This is a genomic window from Cohnella sp. (assembly GCF_041641335.1).
In the GTDB taxonomy this organism is placed as follows: domain Bacteria; phylum Bacillota; class Bacilli; order Paenibacillales; family Paenibacillaceae; genus Cohnella.
Genome location: NZ_JBEPYQ010000081.1, coordinates 1 through 24928, shown reverse-complemented (window position 1 = coordinate 24928; position 24928 = coordinate 1). Strand labels below are relative to the sequence as shown.

At 52.1% G+C, this 24928-nt stretch carries 26 protein-coding genes, 1 tRNA gene and 1 pseudogene; 25 read left to right on the top strand and 3 right to left on the bottom strand.

All coding sequences use genetic code 11. The features are described from left to right. The first annotated feature begins 13 nt into the window (after nt 1–13). From ACESLM_RS22905 to ACESLM_RS22845, 13 genes are all read left to right on the top strand, one after another. Nucleotides 14–877, top strand: a complete 864-nt coding sequence (locus tag ACESLM_RS22905) for a mechanosensitive ion channel family protein (RefSeq protein WP_372634759.1) — start codon at nt 14–16, stop codon at nt 875–877. A 50-nt stretch (nt 878–927) separates the two neighbouring features. Then, nucleotides 928–1149, top strand: coding sequence for a DUF951 domain-containing protein (locus ACESLM_RS22900; RefSeq protein ID WP_372634756.1), 222 nt, complete (start codon nt 928–930; stop codon nt 1147–1149). 75 nt (nt 1150–1224) lie between these two features. Then, a tRNA-Ser gene (locus ACESLM_RS22895) sits at nt 1225–1315 on the top strand. Between the two features lie 384 nt (nt 1316–1699). Then, nucleotides 1700–2392, top strand: coding sequence for a biuret amidohydrolase (gene biuH, locus ACESLM_RS22890; protein ID WP_372634754.1), 693 nt, complete (start codon nt 1700–1702; stop codon nt 2390–2392). 64 nt (nt 2393–2456) lie between these two features. Beyond that, a complete protein-coding gene (gene atzF / locus ACESLM_RS22885) occupies nt 2457–4202 on the top strand; it encodes an allophanate hydrolase (RefSeq protein WP_372634751.1) in 1746 nt (581 codons plus the stop codon). A gap of 284 nt (nt 4203–4486) precedes the next feature. Further along, the gene (locus ACESLM_RS22880; protein WP_372634749.1) at nt 4487–6016 is read left to right on the top strand and encodes an ABC transporter ATP-binding protein; all 1530 of its coding nucleotides are present in this window, start codon (nt 4487–4489) and stop codon (nt 6014–6016) included. After that, a complete protein-coding gene (locus tag ACESLM_RS22875) occupies nt 6013–7071 on the top strand; it encodes an ABC transporter permease (protein WP_372634746.1) in 1059 nt (352 codons plus the stop codon). The genes ACESLM_RS22880 and ACESLM_RS22875 overlap by 4 nt, the downstream gene beginning before the upstream one ends. After that, on the top strand, nt 7068–7982 hold the full coding sequence (locus tag ACESLM_RS22870) for an ABC transporter permease (protein WP_372634743.1): 915 nt from the start codon (nt 7068–7070) through the stop codon (nt 7980–7982). Before ACESLM_RS22875 ends, ACESLM_RS22870 begins: the two co-directional genes overlap by 4 nt. 73 nt (nt 7983–8055) lie before the next feature. Continuing rightward, entirely contained in the window at nt 8056–9228 is a 1173-nt protein-coding gene (locus tag ACESLM_RS22865) for a BMP family ABC transporter substrate-binding protein (protein ID WP_372634740.1), read from the top strand. A 26-nt stretch (nt 9229–9254) separates the two neighbouring features. Continuing rightward, on the top strand, nt 9255–10262 hold the full coding sequence (locus ACESLM_RS22860; RefSeq protein ID WP_372634737.1) for a formamidase: 1008 nt from the start codon (nt 9255–9257) through the stop codon (nt 10260–10262). Further along, on the top strand, nt 10259–10684 hold the full coding sequence (locus ACESLM_RS22855; protein ID WP_372634735.1) for a cupin domain-containing protein: 426 nt from the start codon (nt 10259–10261) through the stop codon (nt 10682–10684). Before ACESLM_RS22860 ends, ACESLM_RS22855 begins: the two co-directional genes overlap by 4 nt. Nucleotides 10685–10701: 17 nt before the next feature. Then, nucleotides 10702–11373, top strand: coding sequence for a cysteine hydrolase family protein (locus tag ACESLM_RS22850; protein WP_372634733.1), 672 nt, complete (start codon nt 10702–10704; stop codon nt 11371–11373). A 9-nt stretch (nt 11374–11382) separates the two neighbouring features. Then, nucleotides 11383–13038 (top strand): PucR family transcriptional regulator, encoded by a 1656-nt coding sequence (locus ACESLM_RS22845; RefSeq protein WP_372634730.1) that lies wholly within the window; start codon nt 11383–11385, stop codon nt 13036–13038. Between the two features lie 283 nt (nt 13039–13321). On the opposite strand, the gene ACESLM_RS22840 is transcribed toward ACESLM_RS22845, so the two are convergent. After that, complete coding sequence (locus ACESLM_RS22840; protein WP_372634728.1) at nt 13322–13516, bottom strand: YjzC family protein; 195 nt, start codon at nt 13514–13516, stop codon at nt 13322–13324. 176 nt (nt 13517–13692) lie between these two features. On the opposite strand from ACESLM_RS22840, the gene rpsF reads away from it, so the two are divergent. The 7 genes from rpsF to ACESLM_RS22805 all read left to right on the top strand — a co-directional run bounded on the left by rpsF (nt 13693) and on the right by ACESLM_RS22805 (nt 20019). After that, a complete protein-coding gene (rpsF, locus tag ACESLM_RS22835) occupies nt 13693–13980 on the top strand; it encodes a 30S ribosomal protein S6 (protein ID WP_372634726.1) in 288 nt (95 codons plus the stop codon). Nucleotides 13981–14046: 66 nt separating this feature from the next. Further along, nucleotides 14047–14568: a single-stranded DNA-binding protein gene (gene ssb / locus ACESLM_RS22830; RefSeq protein WP_372634724.1), complete on the top strand. Its 522-nt coding sequence runs from the start codon at nt 14047–14049 to the stop codon at nt 14566–14568. Between the two features lie 342 nt (nt 14569–14910). Next, on the top strand, nt 14911–15195 hold the full coding sequence (rpsR, locus tag ACESLM_RS22825) for a 30S ribosomal protein S18 (protein WP_023559051.1): 285 nt from the start codon (nt 14911–14913) through the stop codon (nt 15193–15195). 256 nt (nt 15196–15451) lie between these two features. Further along, the gene (locus ACESLM_RS22820; RefSeq protein WP_372634721.1) at nt 15452–16558 is read left to right on the top strand and encodes a tyrosine-type recombinase/integrase; all 1107 of its coding nucleotides are present in this window, start codon (nt 15452–15454) and stop codon (nt 16556–16558) included. Continuing rightward, nucleotides 16555–17952 (top strand): tyrosine-type recombinase/integrase, encoded by a 1398-nt coding sequence (locus ACESLM_RS22815; protein ID WP_005828375.1) that lies wholly within the window; start codon nt 16555–16557, stop codon nt 17950–17952. The genes ACESLM_RS22820 and ACESLM_RS22815 overlap by 4 nt, the downstream gene beginning before the upstream one ends. Continuing rightward, nucleotides 17945–19576, top strand: a complete 1632-nt coding sequence (locus tag ACESLM_RS22810) for a tyrosine-type recombinase/integrase (RefSeq protein ID WP_372634718.1) — start codon at nt 17945–17947, stop codon at nt 19574–19576. Before ACESLM_RS22815 ends, ACESLM_RS22810 begins: the two co-directional genes overlap by 8 nt. Further along, nucleotides 19573–20019, top strand: coding sequence for a DUF6262 family protein (locus ACESLM_RS22805; protein WP_005828377.1), 447 nt, complete (start codon nt 19573–19575; stop codon nt 20017–20019). Before ACESLM_RS22810 ends, ACESLM_RS22805 begins: the two co-directional genes overlap by 4 nt. 137 nt (nt 20020–20156) lie before the next feature. Here ACESLM_RS22805 and ACESLM_RS22800 read toward each other — a convergent pair whose 3' ends face one another. Further along, the gene (locus ACESLM_RS22800) at nt 20157–21053 is read right to left on the bottom strand and encodes a manganese catalase family protein (RefSeq protein WP_372634715.1); all 897 of its coding nucleotides are present in this window, start codon (nt 21051–21053) and stop codon (nt 20157–20159) included. 82 nt (nt 21054–21135) lie between these two features. Next, complete coding sequence (locus ACESLM_RS22795; protein WP_372634783.1) at nt 21136–21363, bottom strand: YuzF family protein; 228 nt, start codon at nt 21361–21363, stop codon at nt 21136–21138. A 219-nt stretch (nt 21364–21582) separates the two neighbouring features. Between ACESLM_RS22795 and ACESLM_RS22790 the strand changes: the two genes are divergently transcribed. From ACESLM_RS22790 to ACESLM_RS22770, 5 genes and pseudogenes are all read left to right on the top strand, one after another. Then, nucleotides 21583–21786 (top strand): hypothetical protein, encoded by a 204-nt coding sequence (locus ACESLM_RS22790; RefSeq protein WP_079911412.1) that lies wholly within the window; start codon nt 21583–21585, stop codon nt 21784–21786. Nucleotides 21787–22158: 372 nt separating this feature from the next. Continuing rightward, nucleotides 22159–22683: a spore germination protein gene (locus ACESLM_RS22785; protein WP_035316911.1), complete on the top strand. Its 525-nt coding sequence runs from the start codon at nt 22159–22161 to the stop codon at nt 22681–22683. Then, nucleotides 22641–23314, top strand: a pseudogene (locus ACESLM_RS22780) (spore germination protein). The gene ACESLM_RS22785 and the pseudogene ACESLM_RS22780 overlap by 43 nt, the downstream one beginning before the upstream one ends. Nucleotides 23315–23496: 182 nt before the next feature. After that, entirely contained in the window at nt 23497–23571 is a 75-nt protein-coding gene (locus ACESLM_RS22775) for a CHASE3 domain-containing protein (protein WP_081494688.1), read from the top strand. A 950-nt stretch (nt 23572–24521) separates the two neighbouring features. Continuing rightward, the gene (locus tag ACESLM_RS22770) at nt 24522–24749 is read left to right on the top strand and encodes a CBO0543 family protein (protein ID WP_285844152.1); all 228 of its coding nucleotides are present in this window, start codon (nt 24522–24524) and stop codon (nt 24747–24749) included. Nucleotides 24750–24928 lie beyond the last annotated feature (179 nt).

Below are 24928 nucleotides of genomic sequence, written 5' to 3'. Positions count from 1 at the left end.
AGGAGATAGAACGATGAATCCTTTCTTCGCAACGGGGCAGACAATGGCCCAAGAGAATCTATGGCAGCAGTTTGTTCGAGAAATGAGCGACTTTCTTCAGGATACGGAAATGTGGAAGGACCTATCGATCGTAGTGCTGCGCATCGTATTAATCTACGTCGTCAGCCGTCTTGCTCTCCTTGTTCTTAATCGCGTTATCGATCATGCGACGAGCGAGAAGAGATCCAAAAGGCTGAAGCTTCGAACGAGACGCGTACAGACGTTGGGGAGGTTGCTGAAGAACACGGCCTCTTATCTCATCAACTTTATAACGATTCTTCTCATACTGGGAGAATTCCATATTCAGATCGCTCCTTTGCTTGCCGGCGCGGGAGTTATCGGTCTGGCGATCGGATTCGGCGCCCAGAGCTTGGTCAAAGATATCATTACCGGCTTTTTCATTATTTTCGAGGATCAATTTGCAGTCGGGGATGAAATTCAGACAGGTTCGCATAAGGGGACGGTCGAACTGATCGGCTTGCGCGCGACGCGCATTCGCAGCTGGACGGGCGAGGTTCACATTATTCCGAACGGATCGATTAACCAGGTGACGAATTTCTCCGTAAATCCGCAGCTTGCCGTCGTCGACATTACGGTCTCCTCCGATTATACGATCGAGGAGATGATGACTCTGATGAGGCAGGTTCTGAACCAGATCAACGATATGAATTTGACCGCGTCGCCGGAGGTGCTGGGCGTACAAGCGCTTGCGCCGAATCAGATGACGATTCGAATTACGGCGAAATGCAAGCCGAAAACCGCCGGAGAGGTAATGCGCCTGATCAACACGGAGGTGAAGAAGGCGTTAGAATCGAAGCAGGCGGCAGTCATCGATTGATCGGGACGGCCGGAACGGCCGAGAGCAAAGAAATCGGGGAGGGAACCGGAATGGAGAGAAAAAGCTTCGAGCTCGGCGACGTCGTCATGATGAAGAAACCGCATCCCTGCGGCGCCAACGAGATGGAGATCATTCGGATGGGCATGGACATTCGGATTAAGTGCGTGAAATGCAAGCATAGCATTCTGCTGCCCCGAGCGAAGTTCGAGAAGAGCTTGAAGAAGGTGCTGCGTTCCGCTGCAGGAGATCTTTCGGAAGAGACGGAGACGTAGATTGCATATCTTGCCGGCTGGATACACAATCCAGTTGCGCGCCGGGACAAAATATGATATGCTTTTTCTTGCTGCGGAGAGGTACCCAAGTGGTCCAAGGGGGTTGACTCGAAATCATCTAGGCGTCGCAAGGCGTGCGTGGGTTCGAATCCCACCCTCTCCGCCATAAACAAAAAATGACTCGATCCCTGAGAAGGGATCGTTTTTTGTTTGTGGCGAAGCAGGATTCGAACGGGCCGTTAAGCGGACATGCCAAAAGGCATGTTCGTAGGCCCCGGCGTGATAGTCGCTAATGGTGGTGGTGCACGAATAGTGCAGCCGCAACGGCGACGGAGCGAATCCCACCCTCTCCGCCATAAACAAAAAATGGCTCGATCCCTGAGAAGGGATCGTTTTTTGTTGACTGAGGGAATGTCCTTTATGCTATGAACACAAAAATATTCGATACGCATTGGCGGTGTCATACAATGACTCCGTCTTTTTTGCGTTATATAATATAACAAACATCAGAAAAAAACTATCATATATCTAACACCAAGGAGTGGAGATCATGTTCATCGAAGCCAATCCTTACGCTTACCCCTACAACGGGGAACTCAGACCGGACAATACCGCGCTTCTGATTATCGACATGCAGATCGACTTCTGCGGCCCTGGCGGGTACGTTGACCGTATGGGGTACGATCTGTCCCTTACTCGGCGCGCAATCGAGCCGATTCGCAGTTTGCTGGCGGTTGCCCGCGCGATTCCGGGATTTACGATCATTCATACAAGGGAAGGGCATCGTCCGGATCTGTCCGATCTGCCGGCCAACAAGAGGTGGCGGAGCAAGCAGATCGGCGCGGAGATCGGATCGGCCGGACCGGCGGGGCGGATTCTGGTGCGCGGGGAACCGGGCTGGCAGATCATCGAAGAGCTGGCTCCGATAGAAGGGGAGATCATCATCGACAAGCCAGGCAAAGGAAGCTTCTACGCGACCGATCTGGATTTGGTCCTGCGGACGAGAGGGATACAGAATTTGATCCTGACCGGCATTACGACCGACGTGTGCGTTCATACGACGATGCGCGAAGCGAACGACCGTGGATACGAATGTTTGATTTTGGAGGACTGCACCGGAGCGACCGATCCGGACAACCGCTTGGCGGCTTTGAAGATGGTGACGATGCAGGGAGGCGTCTTCGGCAGCGTATCCGATTCGACCCGAACGATGGAAGCTTTGGGCAAACTCGTCGGAAAATGAGACCGGGAAGCCGCATAGACGGCGGCACGAGACCGGGCGTCAAGGAATGGCGGAGGGAAGAGAGATGAAACAAACGATAGAAACGCTGTCAGTAGAGAGTTTAAGAGTGGCATATGGGGAGAAAAGAACGACGCCCGAGGAAGTCGTCCGGGAGATCATACGTCTTGCCGAGCGCGACAGCGAAATGAACGTATGGATTACCCCGCCGAGAATGGAGCGGATTCAGCCCTATTTGGACGCATTGGCTGCGTTCGATCCGAATCAGGCGCCTCTCTGGGGCATCCCATTCGCAATCAAGGACAACATCGATCTTGCGGGCGTTCCTACGACGGCGGGATGTCCCGATTATCAATACGTTCCCCGCGAGCATGCGGTCGTGGTCGACAGGTTGATTCGCGCAGGAGCGATACCCGTAGGCAAAACAAACCTCGACCAGTTCGCTACGGGGCTTGTCGGCGTAAGAAGTCCCTACGGGGAAACCCGCAACGCGATCAGAGAGGAACTGATCAGCGGGGGATCGAGCTCCGGTTCGGCCGTCGCCGTCGCCAGGGGCCACGCGGCCTTCTCTCTGGGAACCGACACGGCGGGTTCGGGGCGGGTGCCTGCGGCGCTCAACGGCTTGGTCGGATATAAGCCCAGCCTTGGCGCATGGCCGACCAAAGGCGTCGTGCCGGCTTGCGCAAGCCTGGACTGCGTCTCGGTATTCGCGAACAGCCTGGAAGACGCGCTGGAGATCGACCGCGTTCTCAGAGGCTTGGAACCGACCGATCCTTGGTCCAGAGAGCTGTCTCCGCTCGCGCCGGAGCTCCCGGCCAGGCTGGTGCTTCCCGCGGGCGAGCTAAGCTTCTTCGGCCCTTATGCGGACGAATACCGATGGGCTTGGAAGCGTGCGATAGAGAAGCTGGAGAGTCTGGGATTGCCGATCGAATACGTGGACACGGGATTGTTCCAGGAGGCGGCGGATTTACTGTACGGGGGGCCTTTCGTAGAAGAGAGATGGGCCAGTCTCGGAGGCTTCATCGAAGCGCACCCGGACAGCGTGCTGCCGGTTACGGCGGGAATTCTCCGTCCGTCTGCGGAATCCTCTTACGACGGAGCTTCCGTGTTCAAGGCGATTCACGCCTTGCAAGCGATCAAGCTGGAGTCGAATCGGTTATTGAGCAACGCGGTGCTCGTGATGCCGACATCCGGGGGCACATGGACGAGGGAGCAGGTTCGCAACGATCCCGTCCGGACGAATACGCAGATGGGGCTGTACACCAATCACTGCAATCTTCTGGAACTGTGCGGAGCGGCCATTCCGTTCGGCGAAGCCGCTGAAGGCGTTCCGTTCGGAATCACATTGTTCGCTCCATCCTCGCGCGAGAACCTGGCGATCGGCGCCGCTCTGGCTGCGACAAGCGGCTCGGCGCAGCCGGAGAAGACGGCTGCGGCCGGTCATACTTTCGTTGCCGTATGCGGGCTGCATATGAGAGGATATGCGTTGGAAAAGCAAATGCTGCAGTTGGGCGCCAAGTTTGTGCGGGAGGCGAGGACCGCTCCCAAATACGCGCTATATCGACTGCCGACCGTTCCTCCTAAGCCGGGGATGGTTAAGCGGGAGGGGCAAGGGAAGGCGATCGAATTGGAAATATGGGAAATGCCCCTTGCGTCCTTCGGCTCGTTCGTCTCCGACATTCCGGGACCGCTCGGCATCGGCAAAGTCGAGCTTGAAGACGGGACCGAGGTGCCTGGCTTCGTGTGCGAGGGATATGCCGCGGCGGGAGCGGAAGACATTACGTCCTTCGGCGGTTGGCGCGCAATAGAGTAGATTAGGGTTCAAGGGGCGCGTAGGCTTCCTGTTAGCGGGGTCTTCCTCAATTAGGGGGAGCTCGTCTGACGGGAAGCCTTTTTTACAGACCCGATCAAATAATTCATATGTCAATTAAATGTTATATATATGTTATCTTTATAATCAACAAACAATATATTACCTATATTTTTATTCTTAAAGTATAAAGAATGTAACACTAAATTGCGTTATAATCAGAAACATAAATCGGATCCACTAATAAATGTAATATAAACTAACATAAAAATAAGGAGGATGATGAGATGTCTGTCGACCACGATACGTTCCCTTATCTCCTCAAGACCGAAGGGTTGACCAAGCGATTCGGCTCGCTGGTTGCCAACAGGGACATCGACCTGATCGTTCGAGCGGGGGAAGTTCACGCGATACTGGGCGAGAACGGCGCGGGCAAGAGCACGCTGATGAAGATGCTCTACGGCGTATACGAGCCGGACGAAGGCGCGGTATGGATGGACGGAGAACGGGTCGAGCTCCATCCCCCTACGAAAGCCAGAGCGAGAGGCATCGGAATGGTGTTCCAGGACTTCAGGGTCGTTCCCGCTTTGACGGTGCTGGACAACATCGCGCTGGCGGTCGAGACGGGCTGGCGGTTCAATCGCAAGAAGCTGCGCGAGCGGATCGTCGACATCTCTGCCAAGTACGGATTGCAGGTCGAGCCGGACGCGCAAGTCTGGCAGCTCGACCTCGGGCAGCGGCAGCGACTGGAGATCGTGAAGGTGCTGCTCGCTCCCGGTACGCGAATGATCATTTTCGACGAGCCGACCAGCGTTCTCGTCCCTCAAGAGGTTGAATCGTTCCTGAACATGCTCGATCTGCTTCGCCAGGACGGCTACGGCATTCTGCTGATTACGCACAAGATCAACGAGGTGCTTGCCGTCGCCGATCGGGTGAGCGTGCTCAGAGGCGGGCAGATGACCTATGCGGCGGCAAAAGAGGACGGGTTGGACGGAGAGACGCTCATCTCCGCGATGATGGGAGACAAGACGCTAAAGCCGGTCGTGAAGCCTGCGAGCTTGGCGGCGGACGAGGAGGAAGCTCTTCGCATTGAGGACGGCCTCATTCGCGGAGATCATGGGGAACCCGTGCTGACGGATGTCCGGCTGTCTCTGCCGAAAGGGCGCATCGTCGGCGTCGCGGGCATCTCTGGGAGCGGTCAACGGGAGCTGGCAGAAGCGCTGTTCGGATTAAGGAAGCTGGCTTCGGGCAAAGTCTCGATCGGCGGAACGGAAATGAAGGGCGGGCCAAGGGCGTTCATGGATGCGGGAGTCAGCTTCGTCTCCGAGGACCCGATCAAGGAGTCGGTTATCCCGGGCTTCAGTATTTTGGAGCATATGGTGCTGGACGGCATGTCGATGAGAGCGAAGGGACCGGGGATCGACTGGAAAACGCTCAAGGAGCGGCTGGAAGGCAGCGAGGAAGCCAAGTTGCTCTCTCTGGCGGAAGGAAGCCGAAGGGCGGATACGCTCTCGGGAGGTAACGTGCAGCGAATGGTATTGTCTCGGGCGCTTATCCGCAGTCCGGACATTCTGATCATCAGCTATCCGAGCCGGGGGCTCGACATCGGAACGACGCGCACGATTCAACAGCAGCTGATCGGGTTGGCGGAGCAGGGGACGGCGATTCTGCTGTTCTCCGAGGATCTGGACGAACTGTTCAAGCTGTCCGACGAGTTGGTCGTGCTTAGCGGCAAGCAGTTACTCGGCCCCTACAAGACCGCAGATACGGATGCGACGCAGATCGGCTATCGCATGCTGAAAGGAGAATCCGCGTGAAGACACAAACCGGAACGATTGCGTTGTCCGCGGGGAGATGGCCCTCCTTCGCGCGGTGGAAGAAGCGGGGCGTACAGGCGATGATTTTCGTCGCTCCGTTCGTGTTGTACGGCATTTTCCTGCTCTGTTATGGAGTCAATCCGATCGACCTGTACGTCTCGATGGTCAAGTCGGCGTTCGGCGATTTATACGGCTTCGGCGAAGTGCTGTTGAAGGCGACTCCGTTCGTGTTGACCGGACTCGCCGCGGCGCTCCCGGCCAAGGCGGGATTGGTGAACGTCGGAGGAGAGGGGCAGCTCGCCATCGGCGCGTTGTTCGCTACCTGGTTCGCCGTATTCTACTTGAACGCCATGCCGGCCTGGCTCGGCATTCCGCTGATGCTGATCGCCGGGGCGCTCGGGGGAGCGCTGTGGGCCGGACTGGTCGCCGTTCTCAAGGTGAAGGGGCGGCTGAACGAGACGATTACGAGCGTGCTGCTTAATTACGTCGCCACGTTCACCGTAGGGTTCTTCGTTCACGGCATGCTGAAGGACCCCGATTCGTTCAACTGGCCGTTCTCGCCGGAAATCTCCTCGTCGTTAAGACTTCCGATCGTCGACGGAACGAGGCTGCACATCGGCTTCGTCGTCGCTCTCGTGCTGGCGGCTCTCGTCTGGTTCGTGCTGGCGAAGACGAGGCTTGGCTTCCGCATCCGCGTGCTCGGCAGCAATCGGCTGGCGGCGGAGAGGGCCGGATTCAACATCAATAAAATGTATTTCTGGGTACTGATCTCGGCCGGCATGCTGGCGGGCATCGCGGGCATGATCGAGATCGCCGGCATCGAAGGCCGCCTGCGCGCTTCGACCGGGGCCAACTTCGGCTATCTCGGCTTCCTAGCCGCGATGATGGCGTGGAATCATCCGCTCAGACTGATCGTTACGGCCTTCCTGCTCGGCATGATCAGCGTTGCCGGCAACACGCTGGAGATCGGATCGGGGCTTCCGTCCTCTTCCGTTAACATTCTGATGGCGCTAGTCTTGTTCTTCATTCTCGGCGGCAGGAGGTGGAGCCGATGATTCTGGCGGACATTCTCACCGGAGCGATCCGTTCCGGAACGTCGGTTATGCTGGCCAGCCAAGGGGAGCTAGTATCTGAGAGAGCCGGGGTCATCAACCTCGGAACGGAAGGCTCGATGCTCGGAGGCGCGCTGGGCGGGTTCGCGGTCACGGTATGGACCGGCAATCCGTGGCTGGGCGCGCTGGCTGGAGGCTTGTGCGGACTCCTGATCGCTTCGATCCATGCCTTCCTCGTCTTAAGCTGCGGGGCCAATCAGCTGGCCACCGGCCTTACGATCATGTTCTTCGGCATGGGGGTGACGGCGTTCTTCGGACGGGGGTTCGTCAGCGAGCAGATCGTCGGATTCAATCCGGTGGCTCTTCCGCTGCTGTCGGACATTCCGTTCCTCGGACCGATTCTGTTCAACCACGATCCGCTGACCTATCTGTCGATCCTGCTTGTGCCGCTGCTCTGGTTCGTCATTTTCCGCACCCGAATCGGCATTATGCTCCGAACGGCGGGGGAGCGGGAGGAAGTGTTGTTCGCCAGCGGCATCAACGCGAAGCTCGTTCGCTATTTGGCGGTGCTGGCGGGCGGATTCCTGGCAGGAATCGGCGGAGCTCAGCTCTCCATCGCCTATACGCATGCCTGGGTGGAGAACATGACCGCGGGCAGAGGCGTCGTCGCCGTAGCGCTCGTTATATTCGCCTCGTGGAAGCCGGCCAGGGCGATGCTCGGAGCTTATCTGTTCGGCGCGGCGCAGGCGCTTCAGCTTACGGTGCAGCAGCAAGGCTACGCCATTTCTCCATTCTTCCTGTTCATGGCGCCTTATCTGCTCACGCTGTTGGCGCTGCTGATCGTGGAACGCAGGAAATCGAGCCGGACGCCGGAGGCGCTGGGCAAGGTATTCGCCGGAGAGGGCAGCGGATAGCGCAGCATTCACCCATCCAAGGCAGTACGAGCAAGCCAAACATAGAGATCAATTCAAAGTGGAGGGAAACCGTATGAAGACGAAAAGAAGAGCAAGCAGTGTCCTGTTGGGAGCGTTGGCGCTCATTATGCTGATTACCGGCTGCAGCCAGCCGGGAAGCCATTCCGCGAGCAGCCCGTCGGGCGGCTCCTCGGAGACGTCCACCGCAAGCGCGGATGCGTCGATGGGGACGGGAGGCAGCGCGGTAGGGTTTATCTTCGTCGGCACGAAGGACGATTACGGCTACAATCAGGCGGCATACTTGGGCAGCGTGGCCGTGGAGGAGGCTTATCCGGATCTGAAGGTGCTGCGCGCCGAGAACGTGCCGGAGACGGCGGAGGCGGAGCGGGTCATGGAGCAGATGATCAAGGACGGCGCGAAAATCATTTTCCCGACCTCCTACGGACATCTGGAACCCGCGCTTAACGTGGCCAAGCGCCATCCGGACGTCGTCTTTTTCCACCAAGGCGGTCTGAAGACGGCCAACAATGTCGGAACGTACTTCGGTACGATCTGGGAGCCGGTCTATCTGGCGGGCGTAGCGGCGGGCAAAATGTCCAAAACCGGCAAGCTTGGCTATATCGTCTCCGTCCCGATCCCGCAGGTACTGCTTAACGTCAATGCGTTCACGCTCGGCGCTCGCTCCGTCAATCCGGACGCGACGACGTCCGTCGTCTTCACGGGAAGCTGGTGCGATCCCGGCCAGCAAGCGAACGCGACGAACTCGCTCATCGACGGCAGCGTAGACGTGCTCAGCCTTCATCAGGACTGCATGAAGACGGTGATCGAGACGGCGGAACGGCGCGGCGTTATGACGGTAGGCTACCACGCGGACGCCTCTTCCCTGGCTCCGAACGGCTGGATTACCGGCTCTCTGTGGAATTGGCCGGAGCTGTTCGTCGAGATGGTGAAGACGGCTCAGGACGGTCAGTTCAAGGGCAGCAAGTTCGACGGCAAGTATCGCGGAACGCTGGCAGACAACGTTGTGCAGCTCGGTTCGTTCGGTGCGAACGTACCGGCAGACGTCGTGCAATACGTCGAAGATCAGAAGAAGGCGCTGCTGGAGGGAACGCTGCTTCCGTTCAAGGGACCGGTCAAGGATCAGTCGGGCGGAGTTCGCATCGCGGAAGGCGAAACGCCGACGGTCGAACAGCTCGAAGGCTCCGATTATCTGGTCGAAGGCGTCATCGGCAGCATTCCGAAGTAACGGTTCAATAGAGAGGAGACGGGCAAATGAGCGGATTGGGCGGATTAAACAAAAGTCCGGACGGCGTCGTCATCGGACTAGTGCAGTTGCAGCTGCCCGTCGTGGATACCCCCGAGCAGCTCCGGGAGCAGGTCGGCCGCATCGTCGGGCTGACGGGGAAGGCGCGCAGAGGGCTGCGGGGGATAGACCTGGTCGTCTTTCCCGAATATTCGCTTCACGGCTTGTCGATGAATACCGATCCGGCGCTAATGTGCCGGATCGACGGGCCGGAGGTTGAGGCGTTCAGGAACGCCTGCCGGGATAACCGGATCTGGGGCTGCTTCTCGATCATGGAGGCGAATCCGGACGGCTACCCGTACAATACCGGGCTGATCATCGACGATCAAGGCGAAATTCGGTTGAACTATCGCAAGCTGCATCCATGGGTACCCGTCGAGCCGTGGGAGCCGGGCAATCTCGGCATTCCGGTATGCGAAGGCCCGAACGGGAGCAAGCTGGCGCTCATCATTTGCCATGACGGGATGTTCCCGGAGATGGCGAGGGAATGCGCGTACCTCGGAGCGGATATCATGATCCGCACGGCGGGATACACGGCTCCGATCCGCCACGCATGGCAGGTGACGAATCAGGCCAACGCGTTCTGCAACCTGATGTATACCGCGTCGGTGTGCATGTGCGGAAGCGACGGCACGTTCGATTCGATGGGAGAGGCGATGATCGTCGGCTTCGACGGCGTTCCTCTCGTCGTCGGGGGCGGGCGTCCGAACGAGATCGTCGCCGGAGAGGTTCGTCCGTCGCTCGTGCGCGAAGCGCGCCGCCTCTGGGGCGTGGAGAACAACATCTATCAGTTCGGCCATCGCGGCTACGTGGCGGTGGACGGAGGAGCGGGAGATTGCCCATACACCTATATGGAGGATCTCGTGAACGGAAGCTACCGGCTGCCTTGGGAGGACGAGGTCGTCGTCAAGGACGGGACGTCCGAAGGCTTTCCGAAGCCGACACGCAGCTACGCGGGGAAGGCGGCGGACCGATGACGGAGAAGCGGACGACGGTGAGAACGGCGGACGGCATGGAATGGGAGCTGATGCCCGATCACATCAAGCTCTATCACCGGGAGATCGTATCGGCCGAGGAGGCAGATTCTTTGGGCGTAAGAGCAAGCTCGGTGCTGTGGGAGAAGATCGGCGTCGGAGGTGCCGTTCTGCCCCATTACCATAACGTGGCGGAAATCATTCATATTACGGTGGGCAAAGTTCGTCTGCTCTGCAACGGGGAGTGGAAATCGTACAAGGCGGGGGATACGTTCCACGTGCCGGCCGGAGTCGTTCATTCGGTGGCGAACGACGATACGGCTCCGACGGAGCAGATCAGCATTTTCCTTCCGGTTGAGGATGGGGCGCCGGGCAATCGATTTTTCGAGACGACGAAGGTGCCGGTTCCGTTGGAGCGGCAGTAGAAGGGAGGAATCGCGCGGTGAAAAAGGTGGAGCGAGCGCAGCCGTACGCATACGAGTTCGACCCCGGCCGCACGGCGCTGGTCGTGATCGACATGCAGAACGATTTCTGTTCGCCGGGCGGGTTCGGGGAGATGCTAGGCAACGACATTTCGCCGACTCGCGCGATTATCCCGACCATTCAGGAATTGCTTCGCGCGGCGAGGGAGGCGGGTCTGACGATCGTGCATACGCGGGAAGGGCATCTGCCCGACTTGTCCGATTGTCCCCCGTCGAAGCTGGAGCGCAGCCGCCGGCAAGGCGCGGGCATCGGAGACGAAGGCCCGATGGGCCGACTGCTCGTTAGGGGAGAGCCGGGCCATGCGATCGTTCCCGAGCTGGCGCCGCTGGAGGGCGAGGCGGTTATCGACAAGCCCGGGAAGGGCGCGTTCTATCGAACGGAGCTGGAGAGCCTGTTGGATGGTAAAGGAATCGAATGGTTGATCGTATGCGGGGTGACGACCCATGTGTGCGTGCATACGACGGTGCGGGAGGCCAACGATCGGGGTTACCGCTGCCTCGTACCGGAGGACGCGACGGCCGCGTTCGATCCGGCCGACCAGGAAGCGGCGATCCGCATGATCCGGCAGCAGGGCGGCATCTTCGGATGGACGGCGCTGTCGGGCGAGATCGTCGAAGCGCTGACGGAATAAGAGGAACGCATGCTTGCGCAAGAGCGGGAGGAGGAGACGGCGGTGAATGGAACGATGACGGAGGAAGGATTTACGGTCGGAGCGCTGTTCGATCTTCCTCAACTGAAGGAAGCCGTTCTTCTCGGCGGGGGAACGGGACTGGATAGGCCGATCAGCCGGATCAACGTTATGGAAGTGCCCGACGTCGTCGATTGGGTTCGGCCTGGAGAACTGTTGATGACGACGGGATATCCGTTCAAGCACGATCCGGAAATTCTGGTGACGCTGATCGCGCAGTTGGCGAGCAAGGGCGTCGTCGCGCTGGGCGTGAAGACGAAGCGGTTTTTCGACGAGGTGCCCAGGTCGGCCGTCGAAGCGGCGAACCGGCACGGCCTGCCGCTCATCGAGCTGCCGCCGAGCACGACGTTCTCCGACGTCGTCCGCGAAGTGATGGAGCGGGTGCTCGTATCGGAATCCAAGGATCTGACCGTGCTGCAAGGCCGCGTTCAACGCCTGTCCCACGTGCTGCTGCACGGGGACGGGCTTCATGCGTATTTGAACCATCTGCAGACGATGATCCGCAATCCGGTCGTTCTGCTTGATCCGCACAACCGAATTGCGGCGTCGTCGGACGCGGGGCCGCTGTGCGAGCGGATCGGGGAGGAAGAGTGGGCCAAGTTCCGCACCGAGCAGACGCTGGAGACGAACGTGATTCAGATCGGAGAGCGCAGCGTGCGCGTGCATGTCGCGGCCGTGCCGGACGGACAAGTCCGCCCGTATTTGATGCTGATTCTGGAATATGCCGCCGATTACGGGCCGGTGGACACGCTGACGATCAATTGGGCGGGGCGGCTGCTCGGCTTCGAGATCAGCAACCTGCTGGCGCGGAAAAACATCGAGGCGAAGTATTTCGACCAGTTCCTGCAGGATTGGCTGGCGGGCCGAATCGTCTCGACGGACGACTTGCGTCTGCGCGCCGAAGCGTGCGGCTGGCCGCTGGCGGAAGAGGGTCGATACGTCGCGGGCGTCGTGTCGTTCCACGATCGCAAATCGAACGTCAGAGGGCTGCTAGAGCTGGCGAAGCGGTTGAACTGGGAGAGCGATTCGCGCAAGTCCGGGGCCAAATGGACGGTTCTCGAAGGGGAATTGGTCGTCCTGTTCACGATGCGGGCGGACATGAACGGAGCGCCGGCTAAGGATAGCGATCCGGAGCAGGTGTGGAGTTACTTGCGGCCGCTGCTTCAGGAGAAATCCGCTTCCCTGTGCATGGGCAAGGAAGTCGGCAAGCAAAGCAATGTGTCGGCAAGCTATCGCGACGCGAAACGCGCCGCCGAAATCAGAAGGGTGTGCGGCTTGCAGGAGGAGACGGTTCGCTACGGGGAACTGGGCGTGTATCTGCTGCTCTACCGGCTGCTTGGTACGGAAGAGCTGGAGGAGTATCAGAGGCTGTACCTGCATCCGCTGCTGGAGCTGGATCGCAAGCAGCAGGGCTCGCTTCTGAACACTTTGCGCAACTATTTCGAATGCAACTGCAACGCCAAAGAGACGGCGGAGAGAATGTTCGTCCATTACAACACGGTCAACTATCGGCTGGAGCGGATCAAGAGCGAGCTGGGACTTCGGCTGGACGATCCGGAGACGAAGCTGCTGCTCCATCTGGCGATCAAATCCGGCGATATTGCGTAAACGACGAAGAACCCCTTGCGGGGTTCTTCGGGCGACGTTTAGTGAGTTGCTCGAGTTTCGTTAACCTACGTTGCTGATTTCAACTCAGCCCTTCGGGGCTTCAGGAAATGCCTCCAACTTCATCTTACAGATGGCTGTCTTTAGCACAACCCCTCGCTTTCCCTACTCCGACAGGAACGCCTCAACTGGTTGTTGCCCGAAATCGTTCAACGGAACCACACCTCTCGTTTACCGTCGCCGAAATATAGAATGTCCCGTTTTCCATTTCAATATACACGGCTTTTTAAAGTTGGCGCTGCCGTTTTACCTTTTTCCACTTGCGGTTGTGATTCGTCGTCTCCGGAAACTTCTCCCCTTTATGCAAGTTCACGTGCTGCGGGTCGTTTACCCCCATGTGGAAGGAATTTTCTCCGATCTCCATGTACTCCCCGTCATTCGGAGCCCGTTGTCCGGGTTCGAACTGCGTCTGCTCGCCCATGCCTTCACCCCCTGTCGTATGGGTTAGTGTAGCGCGAAATTCCTTGCGGTATTCGACCCGTTGTGATAAAGTATTCAGGTATGCTGTAGATTGCATACTCCTTGCTTCCCAGCCGATAGCCAAGCTGTCGGTATGCCAAGTGGGGGGCCATAAGACCTTAAGGAGGTGAACGGAAGATGCGCAACTATGAGTTGATGTACATCATCCGTCCGGACGTGGAACAAGAAACCGTTCAAGCTGTCACGGAGAAATTCCAGGGCATCATCGGGAACGGCGGAGAGATCGCTAAGCACGACTTGATGGGTAAACGTCGTCTTGCTTACGAGATCAACAAGCACCGCGAAGGGACGTATGTGTTGGTTCATTTCAAGGGAACGTCGGAAGTCGTGGCGGAACTTGAGCGCGTTCTGAAGATTACGGACGAAGTTATTCGTCACATGGTCGTCAGAGAACAAATCGCGTAAACCGCACAACCCGGGCGGATAACCGCCGAAGCCTTACAATGCCATGTCAAGTGGAGGGAAACCGCGATGCTGAACCGAGTCATTCTCATAGGACGCCTTACCAGGGATCCTGAACTGCGCTACACGCCCGCAGGCGTAGCCGTAACCCAGTTTACGCTGGCGGTAGACCGTCCGTTCTCCGGCAATCGGGAGGAACGGGAAGCGGATTTTATTCCGGTCGTTACTTGGAGACAGCTTGCCGAGACGTGCGCCAACTACCTTCGCAAAGGCCGTCTGGCCGCAGTGGAAGGCCGGATTCAAGTGCGCAACTACGAGAATAACGAAGGCCGACGCGTCTACGTGACCGAAGTGATCGCCGACAACGTTCGATTCCTGGAATCGCCTAACCGCGAAGGCGGCGGGCAAGGACAAGGAAAAGACGATGCTTACGGCAGCGCTCCGGCTGCAAGCGCGGGAGGCGGATACGGGGGCGGCAGCGGCAATCGCAGCAACGCCGGCGCCGGATCTCGCAGCGGAGGCAACAATAGCGATCCCTTTGCCGATGACGGGCGACCGATAGACATATCGGACGATGATCTGCCATTTTAGAGAGCGTAACATCTGAGAGCAAGAAAATGCTTTAAGACCTCAGTAAAACAAGGGGTTTTAAAGCATTTTAACTGTGTAATGGTAATCTTCATTTACGACCAGCATCCACGGTTTATTAAGATCGCATGATGTTGAGTAAAGTGTGTAATACGTTATGACAGTCAATGTAGTCTAGTGATGATGACCATCCTTATTTCAAGATGTGGGTGCAGCCCCGTAGTGAGAAGTTGGGTGTGGGTAAGTCGTAAGACTTATCCACACCCAACTTTGAACTAGGGGATAGCCAGAGAAAGCTTATTACGTTTGACCAATATGCATAATGAAAGGAACGAGAGTATAACAATGGCATTTGCACAAAGAAATGACGAAGAACGTGGCGAAAGAAAGTTTGCTCCACGTAGAGGTGGCAAAGGTAAACGTAGAAAAGTTTGCTACTTTACAGTTAATAAAATTACTCATATTGATTACAAAAATACGGAAGTTCTTAAAAAGTTCATTAGTGAACGGGGGAAGATTCTTCCTCGCCGTGTGACTGGAACAAGCGCAAAATATCAACGTGCTTTAACAGTTGCAATTAAACGTGCTAGGGCGGTAGCGTTGCTTCCGTACACAACGGATAATATCTAGGAAAAAGGTGTGTTGGCCTTATGGCAACACACCTTTTTCTATGGCAGCACAAAAGAGTTCATTGTACCCGCGGCGGAAGAGCATTGCATATGCGAATCGTTCCTTTTGTTTCTTGAGTTTAGTCCGGAACTCAACTATGATAATTGACAATTAGCTCCATAATAATAGATGATGGATGATATATACACTCAAGTTCGGTTAAAGTGGGAAAACATTGGCTGAACATCATATAGTATTGATCTTGGTGGTGATGAATATGGGTAATCTGAAAATTGAAAAAACTCTCAATGAGGCCGGAAAACGAAATGTAGTAGTTGTGGATGAGGACTACAACATTGTCGAGGAAATAACATTGTTTCTTCACTATTTAGAAGAGAAGGGGCACTCTGAGAACACAATCGAAGGTTATAGTAGAGACTTAAAGGAATATTTCACTTGGTTAAACGAAGTGGGGCTTAAATTTTACGAGGTTAGGAAAGCGGATATGTTTTCTTGGCTTGAGTATTTGAAAACGAAAGTCGGAAAGACGGACAAAGAGAAATCTGCAAAGACAAAGAATAAGTATATGGCAACAATAGCCTCATTTTATCGATTTTATGAAGTGATTGGGGGCTTTGTGACGGAGAACCCATTAACTTATAAAGATGATTCAAAAAACAGACATTTCCTAGTTCAGAAAGTTAGTCGTAAAGATATGGGTTTTAATTTCTTCCGAGTTAAAGAGAAAAAATCAGTTAAGGGTAAGCGTTTGACTTGGGAACAGGTTGAAAAGCTCTATCAAGGACTTGAGATGTTACAGTCAGATGAGAGCTTAAATGCCCGAAATCAGTTATTGTTCAGATTTCTTTATGAAACGGGTTGCCGGATTAGTGAGGCATTAGGTCTTCGTATAGGTGATTATGAGATTCAAACAAAAGTTGGGGTTATAAAGGTAAAAGAGCATGATCCACTATACCATAAAGACCACAACATCAAATCACTAGAAAGGGAAATACCCGTCAGCAGAGATATTGTCTTTGCCATAGAGGATTATATCTTGTATCATCGCCCTGATGATGGAAAACATCTTACGATATTTGTGAATCATGAAACCAGCCCTGGCCAATATATGATCCGCGATACGATAACAAAGCTCTTCAATAAGCTATCTGAACAAGTGGGTATAAAATGCACTCCTCACATGCTTAGGCACACCCATGGAACCGAACTCACCGAATCGGGATTTGATATGCGTTATGTCCAAGATAGGTTAGGTCATAATGATGTTAAGTCTACGAGTAAGTATCAACATTTGTCGCTTGAAGCGAAAACAACGGCATATGAAAGCTTCATGCGTCAGAGAAGGAGCGCGGAGTTGAATTGAGTAGAGCGTATATTTCAACAGTTGATACAAAAACTGATAGATGGGAGGTTCCGTATCAATCGAGTTATGGTGATAAATTATCTTTTGAATTTTCATATTTGCCAAATAAATGGTTCAAGAAAATACATAAGCAAATAACAATTGAATGCATGAGTCTAGGGAAGCCGAGCGTCGAAACACTGTATCGATATAATTATTCATTGAAACGGTTCTTTGAATTCCTGAAAGAGTACAACTTGAAAATTATGGATTATGCCGATTTATCGCACCAAATTACTCAAATGTATATTTATTATTTACAACAGATTCATTTAGCAAACTCTACAAGATCGGTTGCTATGTCTGCACTAAAATGGGTAGTAGAACATGGGCAGTTTTTTGAGTATGATGGTTTTCCGGAGGGACAGGTTTTTGATGGAGATGAGTACCAAGCACTGAAGCAAGATGATGTTTTAAGGACAAGGTATATACCCGATAATGTAATGGAACAGATTGAAATAGCTTTAAAAAAGGAGAATAACATCCTCTTGAAGTCTATTGTGGAGATCGGCATCGATTCGGGAATAAGGCTTTCAGAGGTTTTGGACCTAACCGAGGGTTGTATAACTGAAGATTTTACAGGAAAACCCGTATTGTATGTTTTCTCTCCGAAAAATAAGGCTGACAGATATATCCCCGTATCAAATCGAGTCAAACGGGCAGTTCAACTACTTGAACAATACTCAGAAGTGGCCAGGAAAGAACTTGCAACAAACTACATTTGTCTTTACTGGCAAAAACGGAATATACGGTACGCCAGACTGCTCCAAAAAATATTTCGAGATAAACTTTATCGGTTTGTCAAAAAGCATGATATCAGAGATAACAATGGCGAATTATACCCATTAACCTTTCACGCATTTAGGCATACGCTTGGAACGGACATGCTAAATAAGGGCATGAGCATGTTTGAAATTCAAGAATATCTAGGTCACGAATCATTGCACTCCACAAGCTTATATGCAAAAGTCCAAAATCCAAAAGTTGAAAGCGAATATAAAAAGCTTGGATTTATTGGCATGATAGTCAAGGAAATCAATGAGAAGGAACTTGGTCAAGGAAAGAATCTCGACACGGAAACGCTATTGTCTGCTTCATTGCCTGATGGGGCTTGTCAGAAGCCGATAAATAATGAGGGCAAGATATGCTCTAAATTTAATATGTGCGTGATCTGTCCTAAGTTTATCACGACTCCCGAACACTTACCAATTCATAAAGACCATTTGGATCGTCTCAGAGCCAACAGAGAGGCATATATGGCTCAGGAGTATATCGGGACGACACATCATCTTGAGACTGTTGAATACGCCTTAGAAACGATTATAGGGCGTTTGGAGGCGATGCAGAGTGGTTGAAAGTATAAAGCTTCAATTGTTTGATTACAACCCCCTAATACCCCAATCAGATTTCCGTTGCGGTAATAGTAAATTCTCAGACAATGTATGGGATTTTAACGGATTTATTAATGTAGAGCATTTGTCTGGCAAGAGGCTTATGATTGATTTTGAATTTGTTGTTGATAAGCCCAAAATGCTAGAAGTAATAAAATGGTTTATGCATCATGAGTTAACCACGGGCAAGTTTTCAACTGCCAAACGAAATTTAGACGGTGTTGTTCGATTTTCTAAATTTATAAAAGAATATGCGCCGGAAGTGGAGTCGTTTTCAGAAATTGATCAGATTTTATTGGAGATGTATTTTACGTATTTGCCTGAAGCGAAAAGCGAGACAAGCGGTCAGTTAATAAGTTCTGTTTCAATCAAGAAAAGTGCATTGGCGTTAAAAGAAATCTTATTAAAGGGAAATATTAAAGGCTGGGATGTTCCAAAAGATGTTCGATTTGTTCAGGGTATGTACAATGAGCTCATTATTAATAACAAAGCGTTAAAGAAGGATGCCAAGCAAGCAGAGCAAGTAAACATTGATAAAATTTCGGACGAACAGTTGATCGATCAGATATTGCGTAAAGCAGTAAGTGATTTAGATATGGACGAAAATATACTTGTTGCAGCTAGCGTAGTAGTTGGATTGCAGCTTGGACTTCGCATTAGCGAAATCATTACGATGTATAATGCCTCCATTGAGCCAATTGGCGGAGAAACTAAATTGGTGTATAACACCGGTAAATTGCAAGCCGAACCTACGAGGGTGTATAAACCAGCGAATGCCCTTGTCGTACAAGCCATTACGAAAGTAGAAAAATACACGGCTCCGTTAAGAAAAGAATCGGGCTTACCGTATTTATTTCTTAATCGAATACGTAATGTCAAAGGATATCCCGTGGGTATAGTTTCCCATGCAAATTGGTCAAAGAATTTTCTAAGACCCTGGCTTCAAAAACTCAATCTCCGATATAAAAATGGAGATATTGCTGATTTTTCATCTCATACATTCCGCCACGCTTGCGCTACGTATGCTTTAAAAGGCGGGGCCTCTCTGGAAACCATACGGAAATTGTTAAATCATAAGTCCATTAGAGGTACACAGCACTATACACACCTGCTTCAAGAGGATGTAAGGAACAAGTTCGCGAAAGTATTCAATGAAGGCGCAGTTCTTGTTGGTAAGCAGGCTCTTCAAATAAAAGAAAAACTTAAAGTAATTAACCCATTCAAAGGAAAGACCATCGAACAAGTTGATAAATTGCGTAAAGCGCATAAGATTCAAATTTTGTCACATGGACTTTGTCTTCACCATCCAATGCGAAATGAACCTTGTGAAGGCGACGGGGTATGTTTAGGATGCCGCAATTTTTTGACTACTCCGGACTTTCTTGAAGTTCATAAAGGCCGGTTGAAAAAAATTCGTAGCGAATTGGCATCTGCACCTGCTGGAGGTCCTTATGAGAACAAGTTAAAGACAATTGAAAAATACCTCGTAGGAATTATTGATGAGTTGGAAACCCAGGTGAATTATTCCGGAATTGATAATCATTCAGATTACAATATCACACCAATCGAATGGGAGGGAATGGCATGAGTGACCCTTCTAAAGAAAATAAACTCGTTACACTGGAGCGTATCGAACAAGCAATAACAAACCTCCGAAAAGGAAAGAAAAAACTGTCCATATCAGCGATTGCTAAAAAAGCTGGCATTGAGCGAAAGACGATCTATAATCGTCCTGATCTTAAGGAACGCTGTGATCAAGCCATTTTGCTGCAGATGGAAATTGAAAAAGGGGCAGAAGAAATTGCAGCTACTGCAATCGAAACGTCAACCAGACCAAGCGGCAAAAGATTGCTTGAGAATCGGTATGAAAAAGTTAAGCAGGCGCTTCAGAATGAGAAGGAAAAGAACGAGAAACTTCTGGAAATATGCAGAAAACATGTCATAGAGAAAGCACAACTAAAATCTCGCATCGAATATTTAGAAAATAAAATTCAAGAACTAAGGGATAGGCAATTGAAACCATTCAAATAAAGGCTTGTGCTTGACCACCACCATGTGACGAGCCGCACGCTGGGAGTCGCGCACGGCTAATAGAAATAAACATAAATAAAGGTTTCGTATACATGCCATATAAGCAGCAACCCTTACCCGTATAGGAACGCAACACCTTACAATCCGGCGAGCTTTTGCAGCCGTTGGGCAATCTGCATAAAATCCTCATTCGAGATGCCAGGGGCAAATTCTTCCGGCACTTCTTCAAGATCGGGCACTTCCCCTCCTTGGGGAACTCCTCTGACGACTTCCAATCGCTCTCCGTCGGAAGGGTGGGATCCTTTCCAGATTTGAGCGATATCTTCATAGTCTGAATCGCTAAACGTATATAACTTTCGATGAATTCCCTGTTCTTCGTATTTGCGGGTCGCATCAAATGCCCGATTCTCAAGATTGGGAATAGGGAGCATTTTTTTTAAGTCGACTCCGGTCATGATTTCGAGCGCCTTCGCGTAAGCAAGCACATGAACTCCCCCGCGGACCAGCAAGTAACCCGTCATTTCGCGGGCGACAGGATGATCTGTCATCTCGTACACGCGCATCTTATGGGTGCGGGCGCCGCATTCGAGAAAAAAGTTATGCAGCAGATCAAGTACCAGATTGCCACTGTTAAAGACATAATCGCCGTTCCATGCTTTGCCCATCGAATCGCCGGGCAACGAGGTTTGAGCTGATGCAATAAAATGGTAGGTATTGCGTTTGTCAACCCCGTTGCGCAGAGGGGACTCATCCGGATCTGCCGGAAATGTGGAACCGGACAGGCATAAATTAATGGAGTTCATCACCAATTCCACATGGCCAACCTCCTCCGCCGTAATGCTGGCCACAAGTTCATAGAAGGGCTTCAACTTTCTCTTGCTACGAAAATTCGAAGATTGAACCAAATAATTATTCAACGTAGACATCTCCCCGAAACGGCCGCCTAATAGTTCCTGCACGGCCGCGGCGGCGTTAGCGTCCGGATGTTTGGGAACAGGCAATGCAATGGGCAATAAATTGATGCGCTTGAACATGGCGGACATCATCCCCTTACCAAATTGATGGTTCTTATTATCTTTATGACAGGGGACGTTTGTCTCATGCCGCGCCGGAGCGCTAAGAAGGCATAACCCAGATCATTTGCTGCGTACGTAAGAAGAAAGAAGCACTGTCTGTTTGCAGCCCAACATGATCCGGTCTCACGTCGGTTATCGTACCCCGAACAGGACCTCGAAACGTTTCAATAACCACCGGCTTTGCTTGAAGCGAGCGCAAGGTGTGATAAAAATACGGGTCAACCAAAGTTACTGTAGATAATGTGGAATTTGCCGTTTCCCTGTACATTCCATTTGGATAAGCATACACGTTGAAATCTCCTCCTCGATCTCGGTTTCCTTTTAGCCTATGCTGAAGAACGGGAGGTTGTGTTTCCATCCGCGTCTAGACAAACAACCCGATAAAAATTACTGGAAACCGGGCGGATGCCGTTGTCTCTTCTATGCGCCTGCCATAGACTAATGCTGTAAGATCAACTTTACCTAACCCAAGGAGGAATGTTTTCAAATGCAGTTTACTAAACAGGCAATGCCCATGTTTACGCATGACCACGCCGCTTATGTCAGGCAAATGTACGACTGGCACATGAAAATGGCTCAATATCACGACCAATTGCGTGCCTTTCATCTGGAAAGAGCAAAACAATTTCAAAAGCTGGCCGAAGAAAGAGCGAAAACGTCAGAAATATCCAGCGATACCAGCGCCGCTTAAAGGCGAACCGACATGGAGCGATGTGATGAATTGGCAGCATTCCGAATCAAAATCTGGGACCGTTATGTAACCCTTCGTTCCCAATATGGAACCCGGATGCCCTTGTCTTTCGATCAGTTCTGGTACGACTTTCTGGCCAGACACATGATATCCGACAGCGGAGTCGAGCAAGTGTATGAGGACTTCTGCAACAACTGGGAGAATCAGTGTTTGCGAAATGTTCACGATTCAAGCCACCGGTAGTAAAATCGGTGGTTTTTTCACGAACCGACTCATAATCTCAAGACTGCCAACAACCCGGAACTGCGAAGCATGTTTTTTGTTATATCGGGAAAAATAATACATGGACTGAACGCGAAAGGCAGGGAGACGATGCGTTGGATCGGTTGGTTTAAAAAGCAAGACAAAAGTGATACGCCAAAAGAAGCCGATACCCAACCTCCTGCAGGTAACTTGTCTCCGCAGCACGTGCAGCAATTGTTTCACGATATTCACGATGCACAAGTGCATGAGTTGGATGCGGGAGGGCGGAAAGTCAAGCTGTTCTACATCCGTTCCTTTGTGGATCAAAATCAGGTCGAAAGCGACATCGTGCTTCCCCTTTTGCACGCCCCGGACGAACAAGCAGGACAAAAGGTGATTTCCGAAGATCGGGTGGACGTAACGACGCTGCAGCAAACCGAAGAGCTCATCTTGCAAGGAGGAATCCTTGTTTTTGATGAAATCGGGAACGTTTGTGCAATCAAAAAGCAGAATCAGTTGGGCCGCGCCATCGATTCTTCCGAGCAGGAATCGATTGTGTACGGCCCTAAAGACAGCCTAACCGAGCAGTTGGACAAAAGCTTGAGCTTAATTTGTTTCAATCCCCAGAAGACTATGTACATCGCTGGTTGGTAAGCACCTTCCTGCGGGGACTTCGTTTTGTCGCGTTTGTAATTGCTTTGTTTTTGACCCCGGCTTACGTAGCGGTGACGGTTCATCATTATCAGGTGGTTCCTTTGGAGATGCTATTTCTTCTGATGTAATCACGGAGTGAAATTCCATATCCACCGTTCTGGGAGGCGCTGCTCATGCTGCTGACTCTGGAAATATTAAAGGAAGCCAGTTTGCGCATGCCCACCAAATCCAGCCAAACACTCGGCATCGTAGGCGGTATTGTCATCGGTCAAGCAGCCGTGGAGGCGGGAATCGCAAGCAACGTGATGGTGATTGTAATCGCCATTTCCGCCATGCCTCCTTTCTCGTTCCCAATTATTTAATGACAAATGCGAGCAAGCTTCTTCAATTTTCACTGTTGATTCTGGCGGCATGGCTTGGCATGTGGGGTATCGGTCTTGGTTTGATCTGGTTCTGCATCCACCTGCATGGACTGACTTCGCTCGGGCAGCCGTACTTGCAACCACTTAGCCCGTTTTTTGCTAGCGACTGGAAAGATACAGTGCTTCGTTTGCCGCTATCCAAAATGCGTACAAGGCCAGCTTATTTGAAGACGTTGCAACGGATGCGCGTAACCGGGAGGAAACCGTGATGTCCCCCCCTGTGCGTCCGGTCAGTTTGTATTCGATTTCAGCGCCTTTCGGATTTTTGTCCCTCGCTTTCTGGGCAAACCGGATGCAGATGGCTGCATTCCAGAAGGAAACCGAGTTTATTACGAATCATGATATGGAAGTACACAGCCTGGCTCAATCCATCGAATAAGATCTTGTCGATATGGAAACGGGCCAGCGTGGTTTTGTGATAATCGGAGAAGCGCAATATTTGGATCCTTATAATAACGGGAATTAAAACTGGCAGACGTACTATGACGCTCTGTTCGGACTTGTCGCCGATAACCCGGACTAGCAGGAAAAACTGAAATTCAAGTCGCCGGAGAGAAAGTGATTGCTTTGCTCGCTTCGCGCGTTAGTTGGAAAATTCAAAGTATAATTTTCGAAGACAACTTATCCTGCGAAATAGGACCAAAGCCCGGCTGTTGTCCAATATGGACAGATCCGGTCTTTGATATTTGTATGCGGGGGCTGGAGTAGATTGGATCAAAGTGGAACTTTCACGATGCGGATTGCTGCTTGGCGGAATAGGATAATTCGTTTCTGGACAACTTAAATGCTGTTTGCATAAATTTGGAAAGGTGGATACCTGCATGTCACCAACATCCAGTACAAGCGTTGAAAACCGGACTACCTCTGCCCCAAGACAACCGAATCGATGCAAAAATTGCATCTGGGGCAACTGGGATGGACTGAAACAATTTTGTTCAAAACCTGTCTGCATTAAGAATCAACCGCTATAATTGAAAAACGCCAACAAATGTCAAGGAGAGGGATGAGTTTCCATTTAGCCATTGCTTTGTGGACAGTATTGTGTTTCCGCTGAAAGGTAACGTCCAACTTCTGGCGGGATTGCCTGTTCAGAAGTTGCTGAATATAATGACCGTATTCACAGGAATCGAAAAGGATGCGTCCTCATTATGTTGGCCTGCAGGAACGGGATACTCGAAGCCATAGCGAGATTGAAAGAGTCCGCCATCGCTTGGGGCAATCGATAGCGGCTTTCTGCAAGGCTTGGCGACCGCTTCAGGATTTTCGAAACGGTTCCTGCCGTGCTGCACCAAGAAGTCGACAAGACGTTGGACAGACATCTCAGCAAGCTCTTCGATCGATTCGAACTCCTGGCTATTTTGAATCGGATTTCGGGATAAGAGGGCTACGGGACAGTTTCTACTATCCGGGTTTACGATGATTATCGTGTCATCATGGCCGAACCAGCTTGGGATTGCCATGGGACTCTGGCATTATCACAGGGAAGTCCTACCGTTCATGTCGGCCAATTTTCCAAGGAATTTTTCACTTCTTCCCGCCACAGTGATGTTCTTAAACCAGTACAAGCCGGAACCCGCTGATAAAGGCTCTCCTATTTGGGGGTTTTTCCGCTTTTGTGGCCGAGCCGATCTCACAAATGGCTGATTTATATCATTCCATTCACTGGAAGCAATATCTATTCATTTCCGATCTATGTCGGGCTATATCTGCTGGCTTCGAGCATCGCCAAGCGGGGCGTTGATTGCACAGATTCATCCTCGGTAGATAAATAAAGGCCAAAACCATAAGTTTACCGATTCCAAAAATCATGCCCAGATTCATGA